This is a genomic window from Spirillospora sp. NPDC048819 (genome assembly GCF_040650055.1).
Classification (GTDB): Bacteria; Actinomycetota; Actinomycetes; order Streptosporangiales; family Streptosporangiaceae; genus Spirillospora.
The window spans coordinates 140,158-166,470 of sequence record NZ_JBEZGN010000003.1 but is presented as its reverse complement, the minus strand read 5'-3'; the positions used below and the strand labels follow the sequence as shown (position 1 = coordinate 166,470).

General features: G+C 72.2%; 19 protein-coding genes and 1 pseudogene. 13 read left to right on the top strand and 7 right to left on the bottom strand.

What is annotated here, in order from left to right:
* Nucleotides 1-202: 202 nt before the first annotated feature.
* The 3 genes from AB0C35_RS06645 (at nt 203) to AB0C35_RS06635 (ending at nt 2,909) form a co-directional block, all read left to right on the top strand.
* A complete protein-coding gene (locus AB0C35_RS06645; RefSeq protein ID WP_358451381.1) occupies nt 203-556 on the top strand; it encodes a YciI family protein in 354 nt (117 codons plus the stop codon).
* A 55-nt stretch (nt 557-611) separates the two neighbouring features.
* Nucleotides 612-1,898 (top strand): RNA polymerase sigma factor, encoded by a 1,287-nt coding sequence (locus tag AB0C35_RS06640; RefSeq protein WP_358451379.1) that lies wholly within the window; start codon nt 612-614, stop codon nt 1,896-1,898.
* A gap of 69 nt (nt 1,899-1,967) precedes the next feature.
* On the top strand, nt 1,968-2,909 hold the full coding sequence (locus tag AB0C35_RS06635) for a threonine/serine dehydratase (RefSeq protein ID WP_358451377.1): 942 nt from the start codon (nt 1,968-1,970) through the stop codon (nt 2,907-2,909).
* A 15-nt stretch (nt 2,910-2,924) separates the two neighbouring features.
* On the opposite strand, the gene AB0C35_RS06630 is transcribed toward AB0C35_RS06635, so the two are convergent.
* Both AB0C35_RS06630 and AB0C35_RS06625 read right to left on the bottom strand, forming a co-directional pair.
* Nucleotides 2,925-4,271 (bottom strand): serine hydrolase domain-containing protein, encoded by a 1,347-nt coding sequence (locus AB0C35_RS06630; RefSeq protein ID WP_358451376.1) that lies wholly within the window; start codon nt 4,269-4,271, stop codon nt 2,925-2,927.
* 123 nt (nt 4,272-4,394) lie between these two features.
* Nucleotides 4,395-5,297: pseudogene (locus tag AB0C35_RS06625) on the bottom strand (RNA polymerase sigma factor); the annotation flags it as partial.
* 203 nt (nt 5,298-5,500) lie between these two features.
* On the opposite strand from AB0C35_RS06625, the gene AB0C35_RS06620 reads away from it, so the two are divergent.
* Nucleotides 5,501-6,157: a TetR family transcriptional regulator gene (locus AB0C35_RS06620; RefSeq protein ID WP_358451374.1), complete on the top strand. Its 657-nt coding sequence runs from the start codon at nt 5,501-5,503 to the stop codon at nt 6,155-6,157.
* A 13-nt stretch (nt 6,158-6,170) separates the two neighbouring features.
* Here AB0C35_RS06620 and AB0C35_RS06615 read toward each other — a convergent pair whose 3' ends face one another.
* Nucleotides 6,171-9,542: a pyruvate carboxylase gene (locus tag AB0C35_RS06615; protein WP_358451372.1), complete on the bottom strand. Its 3,372-nt coding sequence runs from the start codon at nt 9,540-9,542 to the stop codon at nt 6,171-6,173.
* A 327-nt stretch (nt 9,543-9,869) separates the two neighbouring features.
* On the opposite strand from AB0C35_RS06615, the gene AB0C35_RS06610 reads away from it, so the two are divergent.
* Both AB0C35_RS06610 and AB0C35_RS06605 read left to right on the top strand, forming a co-directional pair.
* Nucleotides 9,870-13,337: an AAA family ATPase gene (locus AB0C35_RS06610; protein ID WP_358451370.1), complete on the top strand. Its 3,468-nt coding sequence runs from the start codon at nt 9,870-9,872 to the stop codon at nt 13,335-13,337.
* A 142-nt stretch (nt 13,338-13,479) separates the two neighbouring features.
* On the top strand, nt 13,480-13,662 hold the full coding sequence (locus AB0C35_RS06605) for a hypothetical protein (protein WP_358451368.1): 183 nt from the start codon (nt 13,480-13,482) through the stop codon (nt 13,660-13,662).
* A 72-nt stretch (nt 13,663-13,734) separates the two neighbouring features.
* On the opposite strand, the gene AB0C35_RS06600 is transcribed toward AB0C35_RS06605, so the two are convergent.
* Nucleotides 13,735-14,361 (bottom strand): TetR/AcrR family transcriptional regulator, encoded by a 627-nt coding sequence (locus tag AB0C35_RS06600; RefSeq protein ID WP_358451366.1) that lies wholly within the window; start codon nt 14,359-14,361, stop codon nt 13,735-13,737.
* A gap of 156 nt (nt 14,362-14,517) precedes the next feature.
* On the opposite strand from AB0C35_RS06600, the gene AB0C35_RS06595 reads away from it, so the two are divergent.
* Nucleotides 14,518-16,356: a protein kinase gene (locus tag AB0C35_RS06595; protein ID WP_358451365.1), complete on the top strand. Its 1,839-nt coding sequence runs from the start codon at nt 14,518-14,520 to the stop codon at nt 16,354-16,356.
* A 135-nt stretch (nt 16,357-16,491) separates the two neighbouring features.
* On the opposite strand, the gene AB0C35_RS06590 is transcribed toward AB0C35_RS06595, so the two are convergent.
* Complete coding sequence (locus AB0C35_RS06590) at nt 16,492-16,743, bottom strand: DUF397 domain-containing protein (RefSeq protein ID WP_358451829.1); 252 nt, start codon at nt 16,741-16,743, stop codon at nt 16,492-16,494.
* Nucleotides 16,743-17,609: a helix-turn-helix transcriptional regulator gene (locus AB0C35_RS06585; protein ID WP_358451364.1), complete on the bottom strand. Its 867-nt coding sequence runs from the start codon at nt 17,607-17,609 to the stop codon at nt 16,743-16,745. Before AB0C35_RS06585 ends, AB0C35_RS06590 begins: the two co-directional genes overlap by 1 nt.
* Nucleotides 17,610-17,836: 227 nt before the next feature.
* Here AB0C35_RS06585 and AB0C35_RS06580 point away from each other — a divergent pair, with 227 nt between their 5' ends.
* The 6 genes from AB0C35_RS06580 to AB0C35_RS06555 all read left to right on the top strand — a co-directional run bounded on the left by AB0C35_RS06580 (nt 17,837) and on the right by AB0C35_RS06555 (nt 24,829).
* Nucleotides 17,837-18,478, top strand: coding sequence for an ATP-binding protein (locus AB0C35_RS06580; protein WP_358451363.1), 642 nt, complete (start codon nt 17,837-17,839; stop codon nt 18,476-18,478).
* Between the two features lie 114 nt (nt 18,479-18,592).
* Nucleotides 18,593-18,946: an STAS domain-containing protein gene (locus AB0C35_RS06575; RefSeq protein WP_358451361.1), complete on the top strand. Its 354-nt coding sequence runs from the start codon at nt 18,593-18,595 to the stop codon at nt 18,944-18,946.
* Between the two features lie 202 nt (nt 18,947-19,148).
* Nucleotides 19,149-20,405, top strand: a complete 1,257-nt coding sequence (locus tag AB0C35_RS06570) for a pitrilysin family protein (RefSeq protein WP_358451359.1) — start codon at nt 19,149-19,151, stop codon at nt 20,403-20,405.
* Nucleotides 20,402-21,766, top strand: coding sequence for a pitrilysin family protein (locus tag AB0C35_RS06565; protein ID WP_358451357.1), 1,365 nt, complete (start codon nt 20,402-20,404; stop codon nt 21,764-21,766). The genes AB0C35_RS06570 and AB0C35_RS06565 overlap by 4 nt, the downstream gene beginning before the upstream one ends.
* 215 nt (nt 21,767-21,981) lie before the next feature.
* Nucleotides 21,982-23,790, top strand: a complete 1,809-nt coding sequence (locus tag AB0C35_RS06560; protein ID WP_358451356.1) for a sporulation protein — start codon at nt 21,982-21,984, stop codon at nt 23,788-23,790.
* 157 nt (nt 23,791-23,947) lie between these two features.
* On the top strand, nt 23,948-24,829 hold the full coding sequence (locus tag AB0C35_RS06555) for a hypothetical protein (RefSeq protein WP_358451354.1): 882 nt from the start codon (nt 23,948-23,950) through the stop codon (nt 24,827-24,829).
* Here AB0C35_RS06555 and AB0C35_RS06550 read toward each other — a convergent pair whose 3' ends face one another.
* Nucleotides 24,830-25,603 (bottom strand): hypothetical protein, encoded by a 774-nt coding sequence (locus AB0C35_RS06550; RefSeq protein ID WP_358451352.1) that lies wholly within the window; start codon nt 25,601-25,603, stop codon nt 24,830-24,832.
* Nucleotides 25,604-26,313: the final 710 nt, after the last annotated feature.

Here is a 26,313-nt window from a genome sequence, read left to right as displayed (position 1 = left end):
CCACCGAAGCGGATTGTTCAGTTCGCGGTGATCTGGGCGGATGTGTCGACCATGTTCCGTCGGCACCCCGGTGACCTGGCACGATACGAGGCCGGAAAATTTTCCGAAGAAGTCCGGAGGGAATGTCGATCCGGTCCCCCCTTCTTCGACGCGTCTGTGAAGGGCCGGAGAGACCGGCCCGGACGAGACAGAGGAGACACCGATGCGCTTCCTGATGATGACGACCGACACCGGCGCGGACCAGGGCCCGCCGGACGAGGCGATGCAGATCGAGATGGGCAGGTTCATCGAGGAGATGTCCAAGTCCGGCGCGCTGCTGGCCACCGGCGGGCTGGAGCCGGGCGGCGCCCGCATCACCTCGTCCGGCGGCAAGGTCACCGTCACCGACGGCCCGTTCGCCGAGGCGAAGGAGGCCGTCGTCGGCTTCGCGCTGGTCGAGACCCGCACCCGGGAGGAGGCGATCGAGCTGTCCAAGCGCTTCTACCAGATCGTCGGGGACGGCGCGGGCGTCATCAAGCAGGTCTTCGGCCCCGAGGACCCGATGCCCGGCGCGTGAGCCGCCGGTGAGCTGAGCTTGCGCGGCGGCCGGTGCGGGTGCTCTCATCGGCAGCGTGACGGCCTCGAACGGATCCGGCGTGCGGCGATCCGGCGTGCACGCGACCATCGACGCGGTGTGGCGGTTGGAGGCCGCCCGCATCATCGCCGGACTCGCCCGGATGGTGCACGACATCGGGCTCGCCGAGGAACTCGCGCAGGACGCGCTGGTCGCCGCGCTCGAACAGTGGCCCGAGTCGGGCGTCCCGGACAACCCGGGCGCCTGGCTCATGGCCGTCGGCAAGCGCCGCGCCATCGACCGGATCCGCCGGCGGCAGCGCCTCGAGCACAAACTTGAGGAGATCGGCCGCGACCAGGAGACGCAGGCCCCGCCGGAGATCGACGTCCCCGACGACGAGCACATCGAGGACGACGTCCTCCGCCTCGTGTTCACCGCCTGCCACCCCGTCCTGTCCACCCAGGCCAGGGTCGCGCTGACGCTGCGCATGCTCGGCGGCCTGGCCACCGACGAGATCGCGCGGGCGTTCCTGACGTCCGAGCCGACGGTCGCGCAGCGGATCGTCCGGGCGAAGCGGACGCTGTCGGACGCGGGCGTGCCGTTCGAGGTGCCCGAGGGCCCGGACCGCGCCGCCCGGCTGTCGTCCGTCCTGGAGGTCATCTACCTGATCTTCAACGAGGGGTACACGGCGACCGCCGGGGAGGACTGGGTGCGGACGGACCTGTGCCAGGAGGCGCTGCGCCTCGGCCGGACCCTCGCCGGCCTCGCGCCCGGCGAACCCGAGGTGCACGGCCTGGCCGCGCTGATGGAGATCCAGGCGTCCCGCATCCGGGCGCGCACGGGCCCGTCCGGCGAACCCGTCCCGCTCCTCGACCAGGACCGCGGCCTCTGGGACCGCCTCCTCATCCACCGCGGCTTCGCCGCCCTGCTCCGCGCGAAGAAGATCGGCGAGCCGCCCGGGCCGTACGTCCTGCAGGCCGCGATCGCCGCCTGCCACGCGCAGGCGCCCGCCGCCGAGGACACCGACTGGGCGCAGATCGCGTCCCTGTACGAGATCCTCGCGGGCGTCGCCCCGTCCCCCATCGTGGAACTGAACCGCGCGGTGGCCGTCGGCATGGCGCACGGCCCGGAGCGGGGCCTCGAACTCGCCGACGCGCTGGTGGACGAGCCGTCCCTGCGCGGCTACCACCTGCTGCCGAGCGTCCGCGGCGACCTGCTCGCCCGGCTCGGGCGGACGGACGAGGCCCGCGCGCAGTTCGAGAACGCCGCGAAGCTCACCCGCAACGAGCCCGAACGCAAGATCCTCCTGGACCGTGCCGCCTCCCTGGGTGACGTTCCCCGGTAGACCGCCCCTCCTCGGACAGGTGCCATACGTGATTTGGTACTGATAGGGCCGGAGACGGAGAGGAATCCAGTGATCGTTCATTCGGACGTCAGCGCCGCCGCGAAGCGCGTCGCGGACCATGTCCGCCGCACGCCGCTGCTCGCGGTCGACCCCGCCCCGCTCGCGCCCGCCGCGCGGATGTGGCTGAAACTCGAAATGACGCAGCACACCGGGTCGTTCAAGGCGCGCGGCGCGTTCAGCCACGTCCTGGCCGCGCGGGACTCGGGACGGCTGCCGGACACCGGGATCGTCGCCGCCTCCGGAGGCAACGCCGGTCTCGCGTTCGCGTACGCGGCGTCGCAGGCGGGCGTCCCCGCCGAGGTGTTCGTCCCGGAGACCGCGCCCGCGGTGAAGGTCGCCCGGCTCCACGCGCTCGGCGCCACCGTGACCCAGGTCGGCACCCGGTACGCGGAGGCGCAGGACGCCGCCGCCAAATACGCCGCCGACACCGGGGCGCTGTACTGCCACGCCTACGACCTGCCCGAAGTGTGCGCGGGCCAGGGCACGCTCGGCCTGGAGATCCTGGAGCAGACCGGCGGCGAGGTCGACACCGTCCTGCTGGCGGTCGGCGGCGGAGGGCTGATGGCGGGTGTCGCCGCCGCCCTCGACGGCCGCGCCCGCGTCGCCGGCGTCGAACCCGAGCTGATCCCGACCCTCGAACGCGCCCTCCACGCGGGGCGGCCCGTCGGCGTGGACGTCTCCGGGGTCGCCGCCGACTCCCTCGGCGCCAGCCGGCTCGGCGACATCGCGTTCGCGGTCGCGTCCCGAACCGGCGTCCTCCCCGTCCTGGTCACCGAGGAGGCGATCGTCGAGGCCCGCCGGTTCGTCTGGGACGAGTACCGCCTGGCCGTCGAGCACGGGACCGCCGCCGCGGTCGCCGCCCTCCGCTCCGGCGCCTACCGCCCGTCGCCCGGCGAGCGCGTCGTGGTCGTCCTGTGCGGTGCCAACACCGACCCGTCCGACCTGGTCTGACGCGCTCGCGGCGGCTCAGAAGCCGGTGCGGAGGGACTGGAGCGGCAGCAGCCGGACGGCCTGTTCGGGCCCGCCGGACTGCGTCGCGGCCCGGCTGCCGCACAGCGCCTCCACGACGTGCGCGCCGAGCGCGTTGTCGATCGGGTGCGGGACGGGGACGCCCTGCGCGTCGAGCTGCTGGTACTTCATCAGGTTGATGGCGAAGGAGACCTGGCGCGTGCCGCCGTCGGAGGTCAGCGACTGGGTTCCGGCCCCGAAGACCGCGCCGTCGTGGCCCCAGAACGTCCCGCACGGCATCTTCAGCGCGTAGAGCCCGAGGCCGTAGTTCATCAGGACGTTGCCGTCCGCGTTCTTCACCGGGACGGTCCGCTTCATCTGGGCCAGCGCGTCCCGGCCGATGAGCTCGCCGGTGAGGAGCCCGCGGTAGAAGCGGTTGAGGTCGGCCGTGGTGGAGACCAGGGCGCCCGCCGTCCACGCCCAGCTCATGTCGTAGGTGCTGTAGTCGCGGGGCGGTTCCACGTGCTGGTAGAGCGATTCGTACATCCGTGAGTGCGGCCCCTGGACCCATGAGCCGGACGGGAAGTACGTGTGCTTCAGCCCCGCCTTGCCGATGACGTTGCGGGCGATGTACTTCTCCGCCTCGGTTCCGGTCACCTTCTCCAGGAGCCGCCCGGCGATGATGTAGTTGGTGTTGGAGTACGACCAGCGCTCGCCCGGCATACCGGTGCGCGGGGCGTTCAGCCCCCATTCGATGAGCTGCTCAGGCGAGACGTCGCGGAAGCGATGTTCGTCCAGGCTCTCGGGTGACAGCTCGTTCAGCGACGGGAACGCCGAGCCGACGTAGTCGCCGATCCCGCTGGTGTGGTTGAGCAGCATCCGCACCGTGATCTGCTCTCCGCTCCGTCCCTGGAAGAGGCGGGGCAGATAGCGGCTCACCGGTGCGTCGAGGGCGATGCGGCCCTCCTCGACCTGCTGGAGGACCGCCGTGGCGACGAACGTCTTGGTGATGCTCCCGACCCGCTGCCGCATGTTCGGCGTGACGGGACGTTCCGTCCGGACGTCCGCGACCCCGGACGCCCCGGCCCAGGTGGTGCGGCCGTCCCGCGCCGCCGAGAACACCCCGTACATGCCGGCGGCGTGCGTGGCGTCGAGGGTGACGCGCAGCTTCGCCGGATCGAACGGCCCGGCGGACGGGCCGCGGGCGCCGGCCGGGAGGGGCTCGGCGAACGCGCGGGGCGTCCCGCCGGGCACGGCCGGCGCGTGGGCCAGCGTCATCGTCAGAACCACCGCGGCGCCCGCGGCCGCGCCCCGCGCCGCGACGGCGCCCGTGAGCCGCACCCGCCGTCCGAACCGCCTCGCCATCGCCCTCTGCTCTCCAGCCGTCTGACACGTCAGGAGAGAGTCTGCTCGCAGATCATCCGCGTTGTCATCCCGCGGCGAGATGAGCTCCGTCTCGTTCTCGCGGCGGGGCGGGCGGCCCGCGGGTCAGCCGAGCAGGTCGGCGAGGGTCTCCCGGCGGGACGGGTGACGCAGCTTGTGCATCCCCTTCGACTCGATCTGCCGGATGCGCTCGCGCGTCACCCCGTAGACCTTGCCGACCTCTTCGAGGGTCTTGGGTTCGCCGCCGGACAGGCCGAACCGCATCGAGATCACGCCCGCCTCCCGTTCGGTGAGCGTCTCCAGCACCGCGTCGAGGCGCCCGCGCAGCATCGAGGACGCGACGACGTCGGCGGGGTCGCCGCCGTCCGGGTCCTCGATGACGTCGCCGAGTTCGCCGTCGCCGTCCTCACCGAGGGGGGTGTGCAGCGACAGCGGCTCGCGGGCCTGCCGGCGCAGCCACTCGACCTTCTCCACGGTGACGTCGAGCTCGACGGCGAGCTCCCGCGACGTCGGCTCGCGGCCGAGGTCCTGCAGCATCCGCCGCCGGACCCGCGTCATCCGGTTGAGCACCTCGACGACGTGCACGGGGATGCGGATCGTGCGGCTCTGGTCGGCCAGCGCCCGGCTGATCGCCTGCTTGATCCACCAGACGGCGTAGGTGGAGAACTTCAGGCCGCGGCGGTACTCGAACTTCTCGACGGCGCGGATGAGCCCGAGGTTGCCCTCCTGGACGAGGTCGTTGAGCGGCAGGCCGTGGCCCATGTAGCGCTTGGCGAGCGACACGACGAGGCGGAGGTTCGCCTCGACCATGTGCGTCTTGGCGCGGCTTCCGTCGGCGGCGATCCATTCCAGGTCCCTGCGGTCCTGGAGGCTGAGCTCGTCGCCTAGTGCGTCGAGGCGCGCGCGGGCGAACAGGCCGGCCTCGATGCGCTTGGCCAGGTCGACCTCCTGCTCGGCGGTGAGCAGCGCGGTGCGCCCGATGCGGGAGAGGTAGTCCTTCATCGGGTCGACGAGGTTCACGGTGGCGCGGGGGGCGCTCTTCGCGTGGCTGGCGTTCAGGGCGGTGTCCTTTGCTCGTCCGGTTGCTCGTCCGGCCGGGAGGGAACGGGTCACGCGATCTCGGTACCCGGCAGCCTTGTGACATAAACTTAGGACGAACCTAGATCTATGTCAACTATAAATTTAGGTCGAACTATGGAAGGATGCCCGGCATGGGACTGCGGGAGATGAAGAAGCAGCAGACTCGGGAGAACATCTCGCACCAGGCGACGCGCCTCTTCCTGCGCCATGGCTTCGACCGGGTCACGATCGCCGACGTCGCCGCGGCCGCGCAGGTGGCCAAGATGACGGTCACCAACTACTTCCCGCGCAAGGAGGATTTGGCGCTCGACCTGCATGAGACCTTCGTCTCAGGGCCCGCCCGGACGGTCGCCGAGCGCGCCCCCGGCGAATCGGCGCTCACCGCTCTGCGCCGGGGCCTCCTCGACGCGGTCGACCGGCACGACCCCGTGATCGGCTTCTCCGGCGCCGAGTTCGCCCGCATGATCACCGACAGCCCCGCCCTCGTGGCCCGGCTGCGGGAGTTCCACGAGGAGCGTGAGACCGCCTTGGCCGCCGTCCTCGCGGAGGAGACCGGAGCCCGGCCGGGCGATGTCCTGCCGCGTCTGGTGGCGGCGCAACTGGGCGGCGTCCACCGCGTCCTTTTCCAGGAGACCCTCCGCCGGACGCTGGACGGCGAGGACGACCACACGATCGCGGCGGCGGTGGCGGAGTCGGCCCGGCTGGCGTTCGACCTCCTGGAGCCGTCCCTGGCCGCCTACGCGGTGCGCCCCGTGACCCGATCCGGCCGCCCCGCCACCCCTCGTTGAGTTGCCGCGTCGGTCAGGTGACCACCAGCAGGAGGTCGCCGGCCTGTACCGGGGTCGTCTGCGGGACGGCCAGGCGGGTGACCGTACCGGCGATGTTGGCGGTGATGGCGGCCTCCATCTTCATCGCCTCGATGGTGGCGACGACGTCCCCGGCGGCGACCTCGTCGCCCTTGGACACGCGCAGCGTCACCGAGCCGTCGAACGGTGCGGCGACGTGGCCGGGCTCGCCCGGGTCGGCGCGCTCGACGGGCGGCGCGTCCGACACGACGGACTTGTCGCGGACGGAGAGCGTGCGGAGCTGGCCGTTCACGGTGCAGATGACCTGCCGGACGCCCGCCTCATCGATGGCGCCGACCGCCTCCAGGCCGGCCAGGACGCGCACGCCGGGTTCGAGGTCGAACGCGACCTCGTGTCCGGTGCGGAGCCCGTAAAGGAACGGGCTCGTGGGCAGGACGGAGAGGTCGCCGTAGGCCGCGCGGGCTTCGCGGTAGTCCTTGGCGGGGCCGGGGAAGAGGAGCCGGTCCAGGGTCTCGCGTACTTCGGGCCCGGCCAGCGCCTTCTCCTCCGCGCCGTCGAGTTCGGCACGGGCCGGCGTGTACTGACGTCCGGCGAGGGCCTTGGTGCGGAACGGCTCGGGCCAGCCTCCCGGCGGGTCGCCCAGTTCGCCGTTCAGGAACCCGATGACGCTGTCGGGGATGTCGTAGCGCTCCGGGTTCTCGGCGAAGTCGTCGGGGTCGGCGCCTGCCGCGACCAGGTGCAGGGCCAGGTCGCCGACGACCTTGCTGGACGGGGTGACCTTCACGAGGCGTCCGAGGATCGCGTCGGCGGCCGCGTAAAGGCGCTCGATCTCCTCGAACCGGTCGCCGAGCCCGAGCGCCACGGCCTGCTGCCGCAGGTTGGACAGCTGCCCGCCCGGGATCTCGTGCCGGTAGACGCGTCCCGTCGGCGATGGCAGGCCCATCTCGAACGGGGCGTAGAGCTTGCGGACGGCCTCCCAGTACGGCTCCATGACGGTCAGCGCGTCCAGGTCGATCCCGGTGGCGTGGCCGGTGAAGTCGGTCGCGGCGACGATCGCCTGGAGGGGCGGCTGGCTCGTGGTGCCCGAGAGCGGCGCGGCGGCTCCGTCGACGGCGTCGACACCGGCCTCGATGGCCGCGATGTAGGTGCCGATCTGCCCGCCGGCCGTGTCGTGGGTGTGCAGGTGGACGGGCAGGTCGAAACGCTCGCGCAGAGCGGTGACCAGGGTGCGGGCGGCGGGGGCGCGCAGCAGGCCGGCCATGTCCTTGATGCACAGGATGTGGACGCCCGCCTCGACGAGCTGCTCTGCGAGCCGCAGGTAGTAGTCGAGGGTGTAGAGGCGCTCGTCCGGGGACGACAGGTCGCCGGTGTAGCAGAGGGTTCCCTCGACGACCGCGTGGGTTTGGAGCACCGCGTCGATGGCGGGACGCATGCGTTCCACGTCGTTGAGCGCGTCGAACACCCGGAAGATGTCCACTCCCGTGCTGGCGGCCTCACGCACGAACGCGCGGGCGACCGAATCGGGATACGGCGTGTATCCGACGGTGTTGCGGCCGCGCAGAAGCATCTGGATGCACAGGTTCGGGGCGGCCTCACGGATCGCGGCCAGCCTGTCCCAGGGTGATTCGCCCAGGAAGCGGAGCGCGACGTCGTACGTGGCTCCGCCCCACGCCTCCACGGAGAGGAGCTGCGGGGTCATGCGGGCGAGGTACGGCGCGGCGGCGAGCAGGTCGTAGGTACGTACTCGCGTGGCGAGGAGGGACTGATGCGCGTCCCGGAACGTGGTGTCGGTGACGGCCAGGGCGCTCTGGTTCCGCAACTCTTCGGCGAACGCGCGCGCGCCGAGAGCCAGCAGCCGGTCACGGGAACCCTGGGGGAACGGGCCGTCCATGGCCAGTGGCGGAAGCTTCGTCGCCGGGTCGAGGTCGGTGGGCGCCTCACCGTGCGGCTTGTTGACGGTCACGTCCGCCAGGTACCGGACGAGCCGCGTCGCGCGGTCGCCGCTCGACCGGGCCGTGAGCAGCTCCGGGTGCTCGCCGATGTAGGCCGTCGTGACGCCGCCGGCGCGGAAGTCCGGCTCGTCCAGCAGCGCCTGGAGGAACGGGATGTTGGACGCGACGCCCCGGATGCGGAACTCGGCGACGGCCCGGCGCGCCCGCCGCACCGCCTCCTCGAACGTCCGGCCGCGGCAGGTCAGCTTGACCAGCAGCGAGTCGAAGTGGGGGCTGACGATCGCGCCCCCGTAGGCCGTCCCGGTGTCGAGGCGCACCCCGGCGCCGCCCGGCGACCGGTACGCCGAGATCTTGCCGGTGTCGGGCCGGAAGTCGTTCGCGGGATCCTCGGTCGTGATGCGGCACTGCACGGCGAAGCCGCTGACCGTCACCTCGTCCTGCGCGATGCCGAGTTCGGGGAGCGTCTCGCCGCCCGCGATGCGCAGCTGGCTCTGCACCAGGTCGATGCCGGTGACCTCCTCGGTCACGGTGTGCTCGACCTGGATGCGCGGGTTCATCTCGATGAAGACGTGCTCGCCCCGGTCGTTCACGAGGAACTCCACGGTGCCCGCGTTCTCGTACCCGATCTCGCGGGCGAACTTCACCGCGTCCTCGCAGAGCCGCCGCGCGACGTCCGGGTCCAGTTCCGGGGCGGGCGCGATCTCCACGACCTTCTGGTGGCGGCGCTGCACCGAGCAGTCACGTTCGCGCAGGTGGACGACGTGCCCGGCGCCGTCGGCGAGGACCTGCACCTCGATGTGGCGGGGCCGGTCCACCGCCTGCTCCAGGAACACCGACGGGTCGCCGAACGCGCTCTGCGCCTCGCGGCGCGCCGCGTCCACGGCGGCCTCCAGGTCCTCGCGGGCGTCGACGCGGCGCAGCCCGCGCCCGCCGCCGCCGGCCGCGGCCTTCACGAACAGGGGGAACCCGATCTCATCGGCCGCCGCCAACTCCGCGCCGACCTCGGGTGTCGCCGAGCTCAGCACCGGCAGGCCCGCGCGCCGCGCCGCCGCGACCGCCTCGATCTTGTTGCCCGCCAGGTTCAGCACGGCCGACGGCGGGCCGACGAACTTGATCCCGTTGCGCTCGCACGCCTCCGCCAGCTCCGGGCTCTCCGACAGGAACCCGTAGCCGGGGTAGACGGCGTCGGCGCCGACCCGCAGCGCGGCCTCCACGATGCCGTCCACGTCCAGGTAGGCCCGGACGGGGTGGCCGTGCTCGCCTATCTCGTACGCCTCGTCCGCCTTCTGCCGGTGCAGGGAGAAACGGTCCTCATGCGCGTAGACGGCGACGCTGGCGATGCCGAGCTCGTAGGCGGCGCGCAGCGCCCGCACGGCGATCTCGCCGCGGTTGGCGACGAGGAGCTTTGTGATCAACGTTCTTCTCCCAGGAGACGGCTCGGGCGCGTCCGCCCGCACCCGACGGCCTCCCGGGCTCTTCACTGAGCTCGGCGGTGAGCGGGGACCAACCCGGCGGGCGAACCGAATCTTCGGATACCTACCCAGTTGAGCGGCTGGAACAGCCTCCCGGGCCGCCTCGAAGTTGTGAACAAAGTGACAGAACGCGCCTTGTGGGAAATATGGGCCATTTTTCTCCACGCCGCCGCGTTGGCCGGTCCCCATCGTTAGGCTGTTCGACCGCGTTGGTGTGCCTTACCGGCGTTGGGGTGCCTTACCGGGTTGGTGTGCTTTAGGGGGAACGCTATGCGGTTGCCGGAACATCTGGAACTTCTCGTGTCCGACGAGCCCGTCCTCGACCTGTACGCGTTCGGGCCCTGGCGCGTCCCGGACGGACTGTACGCCGAGATCCGCGACCGCGTCGACGCCCTCGTCAACGATCCGCGCTGCATCCCGCTGACCACCGGCCAGCACGCCATGATGAACAACCCGGCCCCGCTGGTCGCCGCCGAGATGATCAGCCTCCTCGCCTACCTGCCGGGCGCCGCGGCCCTCTACTCCGGCGCCTTCGACGACCTTTACCACGAGTTCTTCGGGCGCTACCTGAGCAAGCCGAAGAAGGCCGCGAAGCGCAAGCCCGGCGCCTGGAGCGCCCTGCCGGGCGAATTCCGGGCGTTCGAATGGCTGGAGGACGGCGGTGACCAGGACCTGGCGCTCACCCTGGCGCGCGAGTCGCTCGGCGTCTTCCAGGGCCTGGAGCCGTTCGAACGCCGCCGGCAGGCCCTGCTGAAGCTGTTCGAGAACCCTCCGGCCGGGAACTGGCTCGACCTCTCGCTGAAGCCGCGGCGGGAACTGTGGGCGGCGCAGGCCGACGACGACGTCATCGCCGCCCTGCCCGAACTCGCCGGGCCCATCAGCCACCTGGAATGGGTGTGCTCCGGCCTGCTGCCCGTCCACGAGCACCTCCGCGAGATCGCCCCCCACGGCGAGACCGCCGACGAGCTGCTCGTCAACCTGCTGTTGCAGGCCGGCCTGGAGCAGGTGCCCGCCGAACTGTCCGTCGTCCTCACCGAGGACCGCTACGGCGAACTGCTTGCACGGTTCGACGACAAGAGCGGCTCTTTCGACGCGGACGCGTGGTCGCTGACCGAGTGGGCCTGGCTCGCGCGCGCGCTCGGCGCCGGAGCCATCGACGCTTGCCGCGGCTGGCTCGACATGGCGATGCGCTTCACCGCCAGCGTCGGGGGGCTTCCGGACGTGCCGTCCAGGCCCGACCGCGTGTACATCCCGGTCGGCGGGTTCCAGGAGGACGTCCAGCGGCTGTTCGCACCGCGCCGCCGGATCGCCAACCCGCTCGCCGCGAGTCTCGGCAAGGCCGAGTCCCGTCCGCGCGGCGCCCGCGCCGCCGCGAAGGTGGAGACGGACCTGGTCGGCCAGCCGGACGTCGCCGCCGCGCTGGAGGAGATCGCCACCGGGCCGGGACCGGTGCGGCTGATGATCGTCGGCCCGGACGGCACCGGCAAGCGCGACGCGGCCCAGGAGATCGTCCGGCTCGTCCAGCGGCACGGCCTCGCCGACCCGCCGCTGTGGCTCGCCGGCGACTTCTTCGCCGGCAAGGACGTCTCGGGCGCCACCATGCACATCTACAACGACGCCCGCGAGAGCGCCGGCGTACGGCTCATGGTCATCGACGGCCTCGACGACATGTCCAAGGACGACCGGAGCGGCGAGGCCATCATCGAGCAGCTGCACCGGGCCCTCGACGTCCACGACGACCTGCACATCGTCGCGTTGTGCGAGCCCGGTGGCGACGATCGGATCCGCGAGGTCAACCCCGCGCTCGCCCTGCGGTTCCAGATCGTCCGCACCCATCCGTTCACCGCAGAGGGGCACGCAGAGCTGTTCAACCGGGCCATCCAGCAGCGCGGGGCGCGCGCGCACAAGCGCGCCTTGACGGCCGCCGGGCAGCTGCTCGCCGGCACACGGCCCGTCCGGAACCTGCGGAACGCCCGCCTCGCACAGCGCCTCGCCGACATCGTCGTGGAGTCCGTCCGCGAACGGACCGAGCCCGGCGAGGAGCTCGTCGTCAAGCGTCCCGACATACCCGCCTCGTTCGACTCCCCCGGCGCCGACCCCATGGCCGAACTCGAAGCGCTCACCGGCCTCGGCAGCGTCAAGAACGAGATCGAGCTGCTCATCGCCGGCGCGAAGGCCACGAAGATGCGCCGCGACGCGGGGGTGCCCGTCCCCGCCGCACCCGCCAGGCACACGGTGTTCACCGGCAACCCCGGCACCGGCAAGACGGTCGTCGCGCGGCTGTTCGCCCGTGTCCTCAAGGACCTCGGCGTCCTGTCGTCCGGGCACCTCGTCGAGGCGACCCGTTCGACGCTCGTCGGCACCTACATCGGCGAGACCGCCGTGAAGACGCGGAACGTCGCGCGCCGCGCCGTCGGCGGCGTCCTGTTCATCGACGAGGCGTACTCGCTGATCCAGGAAGGCGTCGAGGAGGACTACGGCCCCGAGGCCATCGCCGAACTCCTGAAGTTCATGGAGAACCACCGCGACGACCTCGTCGTCATCGTCGCCGGCTACGAACGCGAGATGCGGCGGTTCATCGCGTCCGATCCCGGTCTCGCGTCCCGGTTCCCCAGCACGGTCCGCTTCCCCGACTTCACCGACACCGAGCTCATCGAGATCTTCGACGGCCAGGTGGCGTCCGCCGGGCTGGAACTGGAGGACGCCGCCCGCGACAGGGTGGCCGACCTCCTGCGCCGCGCCCCGCGCGGCCGCTCGTTCGGCAACGCCCGCGCCATGCGCAACCTGTGCGAGCGCGCCACCGCCCTGCAGGCCCGCCGCGTGACCGCCCTGAGCAAGCCCGCCCCGGACGACCTGTCCGCCCTGCTCGCCGACGACATCCCGGACACCCTCTCCGGCGCGACCCGCGTCCGGCCCGTCACCGACCCGCTCGCCGAACTCGACGCCCTCATCGGACTCGCGGACGTCAAGCAGGAGGTGCACCGGCTCGCCGCCGAGGCCCGCGCCACCGACCTCCGCCGCGCCGCCGGCCACACGGTCGGCGTGCCGACCCGGCACATGGTGTTCACCGGCAACCCGGGCACCGCCAAGACGACCGTCGCCCGCCTCGTCGCCTCCGTCTACGCCGACCTCGGGCTGCTGTCGTCCGGGCACCTCGTCGAGGTCTCCCGCGCCGACCTCATCGGCTCCTACGTCGGCCAGACCGCCCCGCGCGTGCGGGCCGCCGTCGAGCAGGCCCTCGGCGGAGTCCTGTTCATCGACGAGGCGTACTCGCTGGCCGGCGACTCCTACACCCGGGAGGCCGTCTCCACGCTCGTCCAGCTCATGGAGGAGTACCGCGGCGACCTGGTCGTCATCGCCGCGGGCTACGAGCGGGAGATGAAGGCCTTCCTGGCGGCCAACTCCGGGCTCGAGTCCCGCTTCCCGAAGCACATCGCCTTCCCCGACTACTCCGACGACGAGCTCGTCGAGATCTTCGCGCATCTCGCCGCCGCCGAGGGGCTCCAGCTGGCCCCGGACGTCCCGGCGCGCGTGCGCGGCCTGCTCGGCGACGTCCCCCGCGGTCCCTCGTTCGGCAACGGGCGGCTCATGCGCAACCTCCTCGACGGCGCCCTCGCCGTCCAGTCCGAACGCCTCACGGCCTCGTCGGACGCGTCCGAACTGTCCACCCTGTCCGCCGCCGACCTTCAGCCGGTCAAGCCGGACTCGTCCGACGAGGGGACGGGCCTGTACCTCTGATCCCGGATGCGCTCGATCTCCGGATGCGCCCATAAACGGAACGATCACTCGGAATAAGGCAAAAGATCTTGCGGTTGCAACTACCGTGCGATCGCCCGTGATCCGGGTAGCACCCCCTGTCCGCCATCCACGGAGGAGAACCGTGCCGAGCAGCATCCCCAGAACCCGCACCGGCCGCCCACGTGAACATGTGAAGACCACATCGCTGCGCGCCCTCGCGGTCGCGGCGCAGCTGGAACGCAATCACGCCCAGGAGGGTCCACCGGGCAACGCGAACGGCCGGGTGGAGCGCGACGCAGAGCGTCGGACGCCCGACCCGGCCTGACACCCGTTCGCCCAGCCGGACCCCCGGCCGGGCATCCGAGCCCCCGTGCACGCCACGGGGGCTCCGGCGTTCTCAGGACCTCGCCACGTCGAAGAGTGTGAGGACGGCGGCGCGTGCGCGTTCCGCGCCAACGTTGTCGACCATCGCGGTGAGATGTTCCGCGCTGAGGACGGCCAGCAGCGCGTGCGCCAGAGCGTCCCCGTCGGGGACGATCTCGTCGAGCAGGATCGTCACGTGCCGATGCCAGAAGCCATAGGCGCCGATGCGGTACCGCGCACCCGGCGACGCCGTCTCCGACATGCGGACCAGGGACAGGTGGGCCAGCACGTAGTCCAGGTACGCGTCGGCGAAGGCGTGCAGACGTTCGGCCGGTGAGACCACCGCACCCGCATGACCTGGCCCCAGAGGAGACGGGCCGGACAGGATCGCGTCCTGCAAGTCGCGTTCACGCTCGTCCAGGAGGGCCACGGCCAGGCCCGCCTTGTCGCCGAAGCGGCGGAAGAGGGTTCCCTTGCCGACGCCCGCTGCGGCGGCGACCGCGTCCATTGAGACCGACGCCACACCGTGCCGGGCGAAGAGCTCGGCGGCGGCTTCGAGCACCTTCACCCGGTTGCGCGCCGCATCCGCCCGCTCCTTCGGCGGCGGCGTGCGCATCAACTCCAGGTCGACGCTCCTCCCGCCGGCCGGACCACGGTCCATCACCGCATCCCTCCTCCCATTAACCGGACTGTAGTCCTATTATCGCGGGATCGCCAGATCCTTGATCAAATGCTTTGCGGAGCGCCTACCATCATCTGGCCATAGGCTTGCAGCAATGTCTTGCCGATGAGCCGAAGGTTACGGGGAGCGAGTGGCGTGACGGACAGGACGATGCCGGACGCCCTTCCACTGCGGTCGGGCGATCCGACCGAGCTGGGCGGGTACATGATCCTGGGCCGCCTGGGCGAGGGCGGTCAGGGGGCGGTCTTCCTGGGCCGCCCCACCGGCGCGGCTCAAACCCTTCCCGCCGCGGACCACGTCGCCATCAAGCTGCTGCACGGCGGCCTCGCCGGGGACGACTCCGCCCGCGCGCGCTTCGTCCGCGAACTCGAAGTCGCCAAGCGCGTGGCGCGGTTCTGCACCGCGCAGGTCCTGGACGCCGACGTCGCGGGCGACCAGCCCTACATCGTCAGCGAATACGTCCCCGGCGTGTCGCTGCACCATGTGGTGCGCACCGAGGGCGCGCGCACGGGCGGCGCGCTGGAACGGCTCGCCATCAGCACCTTGACCGCGCTCACCGCGATCCATCAGGCCGGGATCGTCCACCGCGACTTCAAGCCGCACAACGTGATGATGGGGCCGGACGGCCCCCGAGTCATCGACTTCGGCGTGGCGCGCGCGCTGGGCGCGGCCGGTGAGACCCAGAACGTCGGCACCCCCGCCTACATGGCGCCCGAGCACTTCACCGGCGGTGAGGTCAGCACGGCCTCCGACATGTTCGCCTGGGGCACCACCATGGTGTTCGCCGCGACGGGACGCCCCGCGTTCGGCAACGACGAGATGGCCACGGTCATGCACCGGATCCTGACCGGCGAGCCGGAAATCGGCGACCTGTCCAGCCCGATGCGCGAACTCGTCCTGGCTTGCCTGTCCAAGGAGCCCTCCCAGCGCCCCACCGCCCGCGAGGCTCAGGAACGCCTGGTCGGCGCGGCCGGCGGCTCGTCCTCGGCGCCCATCCAGCCGCTGCCCGCGTTCCCCGGACTCCCGGCCGACGCCCCCGGCGCCCAGCACCCGGGCACGCCGCCGAACTCGACCGACCCGCACGCAGCCCCGTCCGCCATGGCCGGTGCTGTGCTGCCGCCCGACCACGTCACCGACCCGTCCGGCGTCAGGCACTGGACGGCCCCGCAGCCGCCGCCCTACGGCGAGCAGCCCCATCCCCACGGCGAGCAGCCTCCCGGTGGGCACGTGCAAGGCCCGCCCGGCGCGCCCCCACATGCTTTCCCTGGGCCGGCCCAGTCTCATGGGCCGGAAGGCAAGAGGCGCGGACTTCTCATACCGATCGCGGCGGCCGCCGCAGTGGCGGCCGTCCTCGCGAGTGGCGCCGTCTGGGCCGCGACAAGGCCGGGCGACGACAAGGGCAACGAGAAGCAGACCGTGGCGTCCGACCAGAACCAGGGCGCTCAGGGCGGTTCCGAGGCCGCGAACGGTGCAGGCGGCCAAGCGCAGAGTCCGACGAAGAAGCATCGGCAACCCAAGGGTGAGCAGAGCCAGAACCCCTCGGGCCCGAACTCGTCCCAGAAGCCCGGTACACCGCAGAAGCCCGGAGACCCGAAACCCACGTCGAGCACTGGCGGCGGAGGCGGAGGTACCACGCCCGACAAGGAGCCGGCCAACAAGTACAGCCCGCAGCAGGTGTGCAACAGCGGCGGCCATGGAGGCGGCTACTACGTGCAGCGTTCGCTGAGCGTCTCCGGCGGCACCGCCTACCTGATGTACAACAGCTCCACCTACAACTGCGCCGTCACGATAAAGACGCAGAACGTCGGTACGAAGTCCCCGGTGTCGGTCTGGATCCAGAAGCAGGGCGGCAGCACGATCGCCGACAGCGGCCAGTTCGCCTGGTACGCGGGACCGGTGTACGTGAAGGCGCCCGGCGCCTGCGTCCGCTTCGGCGGCAACGGCCGGTCCGCCCCCTACGGCAACTGCGGCTGACCTCGCAGAAGGCCGACCTCACAGAAAAGGCCACCCTCGCGCCTGGGGTGGCCTCTGCTCTATGGCGGTCGGGTCGACGTTCGGTGCACCGGAGCCGACCCGCCGCGTTTCGACTGGCGGTTTTCCTGGGGTGGTTCAGTTACGGGAGGCGATGAGATGGTCGAAGTCGCCGTCCTTGGCTCCAAGGATGAGCGCCTCGATCTCGGGACGGGTGTAGATGAGTGCGGGGCCGTCGGGATGACGGGAGTTGCGCATCGCGACCCGCCCGCCCGGCAGTTCGGCGATTTCCACGCAGTTCCCCTGGGAATTGCTTCGCCGGGACTTCAGCCACCGCGCCCCTTGGAGGTTGGCGGCCGGCATCCCGTTGTCGTAGTAGTTCTTGAGCATCATGTCTCTCTGAGAAGATCACCGAGAAGCTCGACGGTGCGTTCCGGTGTCGCACTGTCGACGCACAGGCGTTCCATCGCCTGCAGATAGGTGTCGACGTCGTCGCGCTTGTCCAGGTACATCGCGCCGGTGAGGTTCTCGACGTAAACCACGTCCGGCAGGTCCTGCTCGGGAAAGCGCAGGATGGTGAACGCGCCCCCCTCGGCGGCGTGGCCTCCGAACCTGAACGGCATGATCTGGATGGTGACGTTGGGCAGCTTGGACATCTCGATGAGGTGCTCGAACTGGCCCCTCATCACCTCCGGGCCGCCGATGGGACGCTTCAGCGCCCCCTCGTCCACCACCGCCCACAGGCGCGGAGCTTCCGGGCCCGTGAGGCGTTCCTGCCGTTGCATGCGGAGTTCCACGCGTTGGTCGATTTCGTGTTCGGCGGCTCCGGCGTTGCCCAGGCGGATGACCGCGCGCGCATACCCCTCCGACTGCAGCAGTCCCGGAACGAACTGCAGTTCATATGTGCGGATCAACGCCGCCGACTCCTCCAGGCCGACATAGGTCTGGAACCAGCCGGGCAGTACGTCGTTGTACCGGTGCCACCAACCGGGGGTGTTGGCCTCCCGCGCAAGCTGAAGCAGCGCCTCGCGTTCCGTCTTGTCGCTGACGCCGTACAGCGAGAGCAGGTCGTCCACGTCTCGCTCTTTGAAGCTGACCCGTCCGAGCTCCAGGCGGCTGATCTTCGACTCCGACGCGCGGATGACGTAGCCGGCGTCCTGACGGGTCACGCCCTTCTGCTCGCGCAGACGGCGAAGCTGCGACCCGAGCAGGATCCGACGAACCGTCGACCCGCTTCCCGGCGTCTCTGGAGTCACGCCCAACCTCCCGGCTATTCGGCGGACAGCGAACCTAGTGTGCCACTGGCCTCAGTGTCCTGCGGTTACCTCCGATCAGCTCGCGTACATTCGCGCCGCCCCACACCCTCACAACGCGGATGCACGTGCATTGGGCCTTGCATTCGCACGCTACGATGCGCAGGATAACGCACGAGACTTCCGAGCCACGGCTGCACAACGAGATCACTCTGCGGGGTCCGGTTGGAATGACGTCACGCCACGCGCACGACGACACGCGGTGGGAGCTCGGCCCCTTCGTGGGGCCGGCCGATCCGCACGGCCATGCCGGGTGCTCGACGCCCGTCCCGGAGTCGTCCGACCTGCCCCCGCGCCTGGACACGGCCGTGACGGCCCTCACCCTGCTGCGGGGCCCGACGGTCTCGTTCACGGTGAAGCCCGATCCGGAGTCGGTCACCGAGGCGCGGCATTTCGCCGTGTCCCGGCTCACCGAATGGGGTGTGCCCGAACTCGCCGACGACGTCGGCCTCGTCGTCTCCGAACTCGTCACGAACGCACTGCGGCACAGCGGGCGGCACAGCGGGGGGACCTCCCGCGGGCGGCCGGGCGGCCCGGTGGCGGACGACGTACACCGCGAGGGCGTGTACGGCGACCCCGCCGACCCGCTCGGCTCCGCACCGTCCGCCATCAGGCTGCGGCTCGCCCACCAGGACCGCTGGCTGCTCTGCGGAATCATGGACGCGAGCCCGGCCGCGCCGCGCCGCAAGGAACCCGACTACATAGCCGAGACGGGCCGCGGCCTCCACCTCGTGGAGTCGTTCAGCGTCCGGTGGGGGTGGCGCGCCATCCCGCAGGGCAAGATCGTATGGGCCCTGTTCCGCTCCCCATGAAGGCCCCGACGCGCTCCGCCCCGCGTAACGACGTGCCATAGGGGTACCAAACGAGTTCCCACTAGTCTCGACGGGACGAGCGGCGGACGAGACGAGCGGCAGAGAGGAGCACCGGTGGACTTCGCGGTCGAGCATCGCGTCGAAAAGGGCCTCACGGTCGTGAAGATCAGCGGTGAGATCGACGTCTTCACCAGCCCCCGGCTGCGGGAGGCCCTCCTCGACATCATCGACAACGGCGGCGCTCACCTGGTCATCGATCTCGGCGAGGTCACGTTCCTGGACTCCACGGGCCTCGGCGTGCTGGTCGGCATCTACCACCGGCTCCGCGCCCGGGACGGCTCGATGTCGTTCATGGGCGTCAACGACCGGGTGCGCCGCGTCTTCCACGTCACCCAGCTCACCAAGATCTTCGTCTTGCACGCTTCCCTAGAGGAAGCCATAGCCGCCCACAACTCCTCCACCTCCTGACCCACCGCACCCCTGCCACCCCCTGGACAGCCGGGGTCATGCGGGTGCGCCCACGCGGGTTATCCACAGTTTGCGGCGGCGCGCTTCCGGCCGCGGGTACCCGGTACGGTGAGACCGAGATCAAGCCCGCCGCCCAGGTACGTCCCGCCGACGCGCGCGGTGCTGTCCGCCAGCCGACCCATCGAACGGACGGGAGCGCTCCGTGGCAGAACAGCCGCTGCATGAGCACACGCTCGGCAATGGCCTGCGCGTGGTGGTCTGCGAAGACCACGTCGTACCACTGGCCGCCGTGAACATCTGGTACGGGGTGGGCTCGCGGCACGAGCGGGCCGGCCGCACCGGGCTCGCCCACCTCTTCGAGCACCTCATGTTCCAGGGCTCGGCGAACGTCGCCGAAGGCGAGCACGCCGCGCTGCTGGAGAGCGCCGGTGCCGCCTTCAACGCCAGCACGTCGTTCGAGCGCACGAACTACTACGAGACGGTGCCGGTCAGCCATCTGGAGCTCGCGCTCTGGCTGGAGGCCGACCGGATGGGCACGCTGCCCGCCGCGCTCACCCAGGCCAACCTCGACAACCAGCGCGACGTGGTGAAGAACGAGCGTCGCCAGCGCTACGACAACCAGCCCTACGGGACGGCGTTCGAGCGGCTGTGCGCCCTGACCTTCCCCGAGCGCCACCCGTACGCGCACACCCCGATCGGCTCCATGGAAGACCTCGACGCCACCACCCTCGAAGACTGCGCGGACTTCTTCGCCACCTGGTACGCACCGGGCAACGCTGTCCTGTCCGTCGTCGGCGACGTCGACCCCGAGGAGACGCTGAACGCGGTGGAGCGCTACTTCGGCGGGCTGCTCACCGGCCCGGAGAAGCCCCCCGCGCGGCCCGGCGAACTCGGGCCGCTGAGCGGCGTCCGCGGGGAGACCCTCGACGAGGAGGTCCCTTCCCCCGCCTACTTCGCGATGTTCACCCTCCCCACCGACGGCGGCGACGACGTCGAGGCCGCCGAGCTGGCGGTCGAGATCCTCGGCGGCGGCTCCGGCTCCCGCCTGTACGACCGGATGGTGCGGCGCGACGAGATCGCCACCGAGGTGTGGGCCGGGGTGACGCGGCTGGCGTCCGGCCCCTCCCTGGCGATCGTGGACGCCATCGGGCCGGAACCGGACAAGATCGCCGCCGTGCTGGACGAGGAGCTCCAGCGGTTCGCCGCCGAGGGGCCCGACGCCGACGAGACCGCCCGGGCCACCGCCCAGGCCGAGCGCGGCTTCCTGGAGCAGACCGAGACCGTCACGGGCCTGGCCAACGCCCTGTCGCAGAACGCCACGCAGTTCGACGACCCGGCCCGGGTCTTCACCGCCCCCGGCCGCGCCGCCGCGGTCACCGGAGACGCGATCAAGGAGATGGCGGGCCGCTGGCTGGCACCGGGCGCCCGCACCGCCCTGACCTACGGAGGCACCTCGTGAGCAGCGGCCTGGACCTGCAGCCCCGCCCCGTCCCCGGGCCCGTCCCGGCCTGGGCGTTCCCGGCCGGCACCGCGGGCCGCGTCCCGGCCGGCCCGGCGACGCTCCGCTGCGACCTGCCGGGACGCCGTCTCGCCGCGGTCCGGCTCGTCCTGCACGCGGGCGCGGGACGCGAGCCGTCCGGCCTCGACGGCGTCGCGGCGCTGGCGGCGCACGCGCTGGCGGAGGGCACCGAGCCCGGCGGCGGCACCGCGCTGACCGCCGCGTTCGAGCGGCTCGGCGCCAGTTTCTTCGCCCACGCCGACCTGACCGCGCTGCGGATCGCGCTGGACGTCCCGACGACGCGGCTCGGCGCGGCCATGGAGCTGTTCTCCGAGGTCGTGCGGCGGCCGGCGCTCGACGACGCCGACGTGCGGCGCCTGGTCCGCGAACGCCTGGAGGAGATCGCCCAGGAGGACGCCGACCCGGGGTCGCGCGCCATGCGCGAGCTGCGCGCCGTGATGTTCCCCTCCGACGCCCGCGCGTCCCGCCCGACCGGCGGCACCCGCACCTCGGTCGGCGCGCTCCAGGGTTCGGACGTCCGCGGCTTCTACGGCTCCGTGGTGCCCGCTGAGGCCACCGCGGTCGTCGCCGGTGACCTGTCCGGGGTGGACGCCGACGCCGCGCTCACCGCCGCCCTGGAGAGCTGGTCCGGAACCGGGGACCCGCTGCCGACCGCCGACCGGATCCTGCCGGAGTCGGCCGCCAGGATCGTCGTCGTCGACCGTCCGGGCTCGGTGCAGACGTACCTCAGCTTCGGGCACGGCGTCCCCGACCGCTCCAACCACGACTGGCCGTCCCTGACGGTCGCGTCGCACGTGCTCGGCGGCGGGCTCACGTCCCGGCTCAACGCGGTGCTGCGCGAGGAGAAGGGCTACACCTACGGCATGCGCGCGGGCCTGCTGCGGATGCGGCACTGCGGGCTGTTCATCGCGCAGGGCGCCGTCCACACCGAGGTCACCGCCGACGCCGTCGCCGACGCGCTGACCGAACTGCGCGGCATCGTGTCCCGGGGCATCGACGCCGACGAGCACGGTTCGTCCGTCCGCGCGCTGGCCGACCGGGCGCCCGCCGAGTACGAGACGGCCCGCGCCGTCGCCGCCGAACTCGCCGACGTGTCCGCCAACGGCCTGGGCGCCGGCTATCCGAGCGCCTACCTGGCCGCCGTGCGCGCCTCCACCCCGGACGGCGTCGCCCGCGCCTACCGCAAGCACATCGACCCGGAGGCGCTGACCGTGATCGCCGTCGGGGACGCCGCACAGATCCGCGAACCGCTGGAGAAGCTCGGCTACGCCACCGTCACCGTCACCGCCAAGGAGGAGTGAGGCCTTTTCGGCCCACAAAAACCCCTTCCCGAACGAACCGGTGAGGTGCGAACTTCGTAGCGCGCCGGAGGAAAAGCCGCGGTATTCCGCTTCGCGGTGTGAACCGATGGCATGGTGGAGTAGGTCTAACTCGCGTCGGCCACTTCGCGCGGGCCGACTCATGCGGGCTGACTCGTGCGGGGAAGCGTCCTCGCCGTCGGAGAGGGGAACGGCCGTTGTCCTACGGTCAGATGGCGGGCGGCGGCCCGTCCGTCGACACGATCCTGTCGGAGCCGAACTGCAAACCCGGCGGGGTCGTGGCGGGCAAGGTGCATCTGCGCGGCGGCGCCCAGCCCGTGGAGATCCGGCACGTGACGCTGGCGCTCATGCCGCGCATGCAGAACGGCTACGGCGGTGAGACGGCCGGGCCGGAGGTGTACAGGGGCGCCCTGACACGCGGTTTCCGGCTGGACACCGCGCAGCAGCGCGACCTCGCGTTCTCCATCCCGCTGCCGTACGAACTTCCGTTCACCACCGTGCTCGGCCACGAACTCCCCGGCTTCACCATCGGGATGTGCACCGAGGTCGACGCGGCCGGCCAGCCCGACCCCGGCGACGTCGACCCCATCTCCGTCGAGCCGCTGGAATCCCAGCAGTGGGTGCTCGCCGCGATCGCCCGGCTCGGCTTCCAGATCTCGAACGTGACGTTCGAGTCGTCGAAGCTGCGGGGCGTCTCCCAGCAGCTGCCGTTCCACCAGGAGATGCACCTCAACCCGCCGACGTCCTACCAAGGCCGGATCGACAAGGTCGGGCTGAGCTTCGTGGCCAGCCCCCGCACCATGGCGTTCGTGCTCCGCGCCGAGGACCGCGAGGCCCCGTCGGACGACTCGTTCGGCGTCTTCCAGGTCCCGCACGGCGAGGCCGCCGAGACCGACTGGAACACCAAGATCGGCCAGTGGCTGGAGGCCGCGGTCGCGCTGCCGCGCTCGTCCCAACCGGGCTCCGCCCACGGCAGTCCCCCACCGCCTCCCGGCCAGGCCCCGCCTCATCCGGGCCGGATCACGCCGCCTCCCGGCCAGATAACACCACCTCCGGGCCAGATGACGCCGCCTCCGGGGCAGGCACCGCTGCCGCCTCCGGGCGGCCCCTCCGCCTTCCCGCCACCGCCGCCGTCACCGGCACAGCCCGCCGCCGCGTCCTACGGAGGCCCCGGCGAGTACGGCAGTCCGGGCAACGCGCAGTTCCCGCCGCCCGCACCCTCCCCCGGCCAGGCGCCCGCCCCCATGCAGACCCCCGGCCACGGCCAGGCGCCACCCCCACCCGGTCCCGCCTACCCACCGGGCCCGTCGCAGGCTCCTCCGCCACCACACGGCGGCGCCCCCGGCCACTCACCGGGCGCCTTCCCGCCGCCCCCTCCGAGCGCCCCGCCCGCGCACGCACCCATGCCCGGCCACGGCGGCCCGCCCCCGCCTCCCGGCCACGGCGGCCCGCCCCCGCCACCCGGTCACGCGCCTCCCGGGCCCGTGCCGCCCCCGCCACCCGGGGGCGCCGCACCGTACCCGCCGGCCCACACCGGGCCGCCGCCACCCGCCCCGCCGGGCCCCGCGCCGTACCCGCCCGCCCCCCACGGCCAGCCCGGACCGCCGCCCATGCACGTCCACCACGGCTCGCCCGGCTACCACGGCTCGCCCGGCCACCACGGGCACCGCGGCTACGGCGGATACGGCGCCGCCGCGGCCGGTGTGGTCGGCGGAGCCGCCGCGCTCGGCGCCGCCGGAGTCGCGGGAGGCATGGCCGTCGGCGCGGTGGGCGACGCGGCCGGATACGCGCAGAACGTCGCCGGCTACGTCGCGGGCGTCCCCGTGGACGCGTTCGGCAACGCCATCGCCGGCTACGCGGGCCAGGCCGCAGGCGACATCGCCGGCAACATGGTCGCGGACGCCGCGGGCGGCGTCGCCGGCGACATCGCGGGCAACGTGGCCGGAGAGATGGCGGGCGGCGCCGCCGAAATCCTCGGCGGCCTCCTGGGCGGCCTCTTCGGCTGACCCGGCGCACGAACCACCCGCCACGGCTCGAAAGCCACCCTCCGCGGGGGCGGGCGCGGGAAATGCCGGGCCTTTTGGACGAGATCCGCCGCGTCCTCCGCCAACACGGCCGCGGATGGTTATCGTCGAAAGCGCAGCCCGCACTCCGAGGAGTCACATGACCACCGTGGTCCTTGTCCTGCTCTGCCTCGCGATCGCCGGACGCGAGCTCTACCTGGCGTCCGACAAGCGGCTCCCCCGCGCGCAGGCGGAACTGCGCGACCTGCGCAACCAGCTGTCCGAACTCGCCCGGCGGCACGAGGCGCTCAGGACCGTGGTCGACGAGGCGACCGAACCCGCCGGCATCACGATCCCGCCGCCGCAGCCCGAAAGCCCGCCGAGCGAGGTGATGGACAGGCTGGACTCCGTCACCGGCCGGGTGGAGCGGCTGGAGAAGCAGTTCGGTGACATCTCCGACGAACTGGCGGGCGTCGACCTCGACCGCGACGCCCAGCGTGCCCTCGCCCGCTCGCTGGACGCCGTGGAGCAGGACGTCGTGGAACTGCACCGGGAGATGCTCGACCGTCTCGACCGCGAGGAAGGCGTCGTCACCGGCGTCCTGCTCAGCGAGGAGGGCGAGGCGGAGGCGCTGCTCGCCGACGCGTACGAACGGTGCGCCGCCGAGTACGGGCTGCGGGCCCGGGTCCGCGACGGGCGTTCCGCGCAGGCCACGGGCACCTACCGGGGAACGGTGTACCACCTTTCGGGCCGGCGCCCGGAGGTGCTCGCCGAGGACATGTTCAGCTACGTCCGCGGCATGTACGACCCGCGGGACTCCTCCGCCCTGAACGCGCTGCTCACGGAGCTGGCGGCGCTGCGCGGAGGCGGCGTGGCGCAGTTCGGCCCGTTCACCGCCGTCAGCACGCAGAGCGCCCTGGTCTGCGGCGTCCTCCCGGAGGAGAGCACGCCGCCGACCGAGCCGTGGCAGCTCGTGGACCATCTCCGCGAGCTGCCACCCGACCGGCAGAGCGACCTGTCCTGGCTGCGCTCGGACGACTGATCAGGGCCGGACGAACCGGGGCGCGACCTCCGTCCGGTCCACGCGGAACGCCAGCAGGCACCGGGGCACCCGGGCCGCGTCGATCTGCAGGCACAGCCCGAGCCCGAGGTCCGGATCGACGAGGACCACGCGCCGCAGCGCCCACAGCGCCCGCCTGACCCGTGCCCGCGTCTCCGGACGCGCCGCCTCGTGCAGGGTCCCCGTGACGACCTGGCCCGCGTATCGCCACAGGGCGGCCGAGTCCAGCACCCGCACGCCCGCGGCCGTCAGGTTCGCGACGATCACGACACCGCTGTCGTCGTCCTCCGCCGGCGGCGGCACCGGCAGCGCCCCCTCACCCGGCAGGTCGCGCGGCGCCCGCGGCCCGCCCACGGCACGGTGGTACCGCAGCGGATCGAGCGTGTCGATGACGAACGCCCCGGCGTAGGGCCGTGACGCGCGGGGGCGCCCCGGCCGGTCCCGCAGCGGCGTCCGCGCGGTCCGCATGCCGAGCTGGGCGCTGAGGTCGAACACCATCCCGGCGTCGTCCAGCCACGCCGGAACCCCGAGCTTGGCCGCGACCTTCCGGTCGAGGGCGTCCATGGTGCGCCACAGCTCATCGGTGCGGCGCGAAAGCGTCGCCGCCATCCCCAGCCCCGGGAACGCCCCCTCCAGCACCGCGAGCGTCGCCCGCCACGTCGTGCTCCCGACGAACTCGGCCACGAACGCGTCCGCCAGCGCCTTGCGCCGTTCCGGGTCCGCCATCGGCCCCGGCCGCACCGACGGCGGCGTCATCTCGGGTCTCGTCCGCGGCGGCGGCTCGGCCGACAGCCCCTTCCCCGGCAGGAAAGGCTCGTCATCGGCCCGCTCATGCCGCCCTGGAGTCCGCCCCTCCGCCCCACGCCACGCGGGCGCGGATTCGGCCGGCGAACCGGCTCCGACGGCCGACGGCCCGGAGGACCCGTCCCGATCCGACGGCTCACCGGGACCACGTCCCGTCGCCGCCCTGGACGACGAACCAGGCGGTGCGGTGCCCGGCTCACGCGGCTGCCAGGCCGCGGGTGACTCGACCGGAACGCTCGGCAAGGACCCGGCCGCATCAGCCGACGGTCCGCCCGGTTCCCATGACGGGGACTCGGACGACGCCCTGCCTGATGCCGATCCAGCCGAAGCCTCACCCGAAGGCGGACCAGGCTGCGGTGCGGTACCCGGCTCGCCCGGCCGCCAACCGGCAGCCGACTCAGGCGGCCGACCACCCGGCCCAGAACCCGCCTCCGACGCCAGCGGAACATGCGGCTCCCACGACGGGGACGACTCAGGCCGCAGGACGTCCGACGAAGAACCACCCGCAGACGAACCGGGCTGCGGCGCGGTGCCCGGCTCACCCGGCCGCCAACCAGCAGCCGACTCAGGCGGCCGACCACCCGGCCCAGAACCCGCCTCCGACGCCAGCGGAACATGCGGCTCCCACGACGGGGACGACTCAGGCCGCAGGACGTCCGACG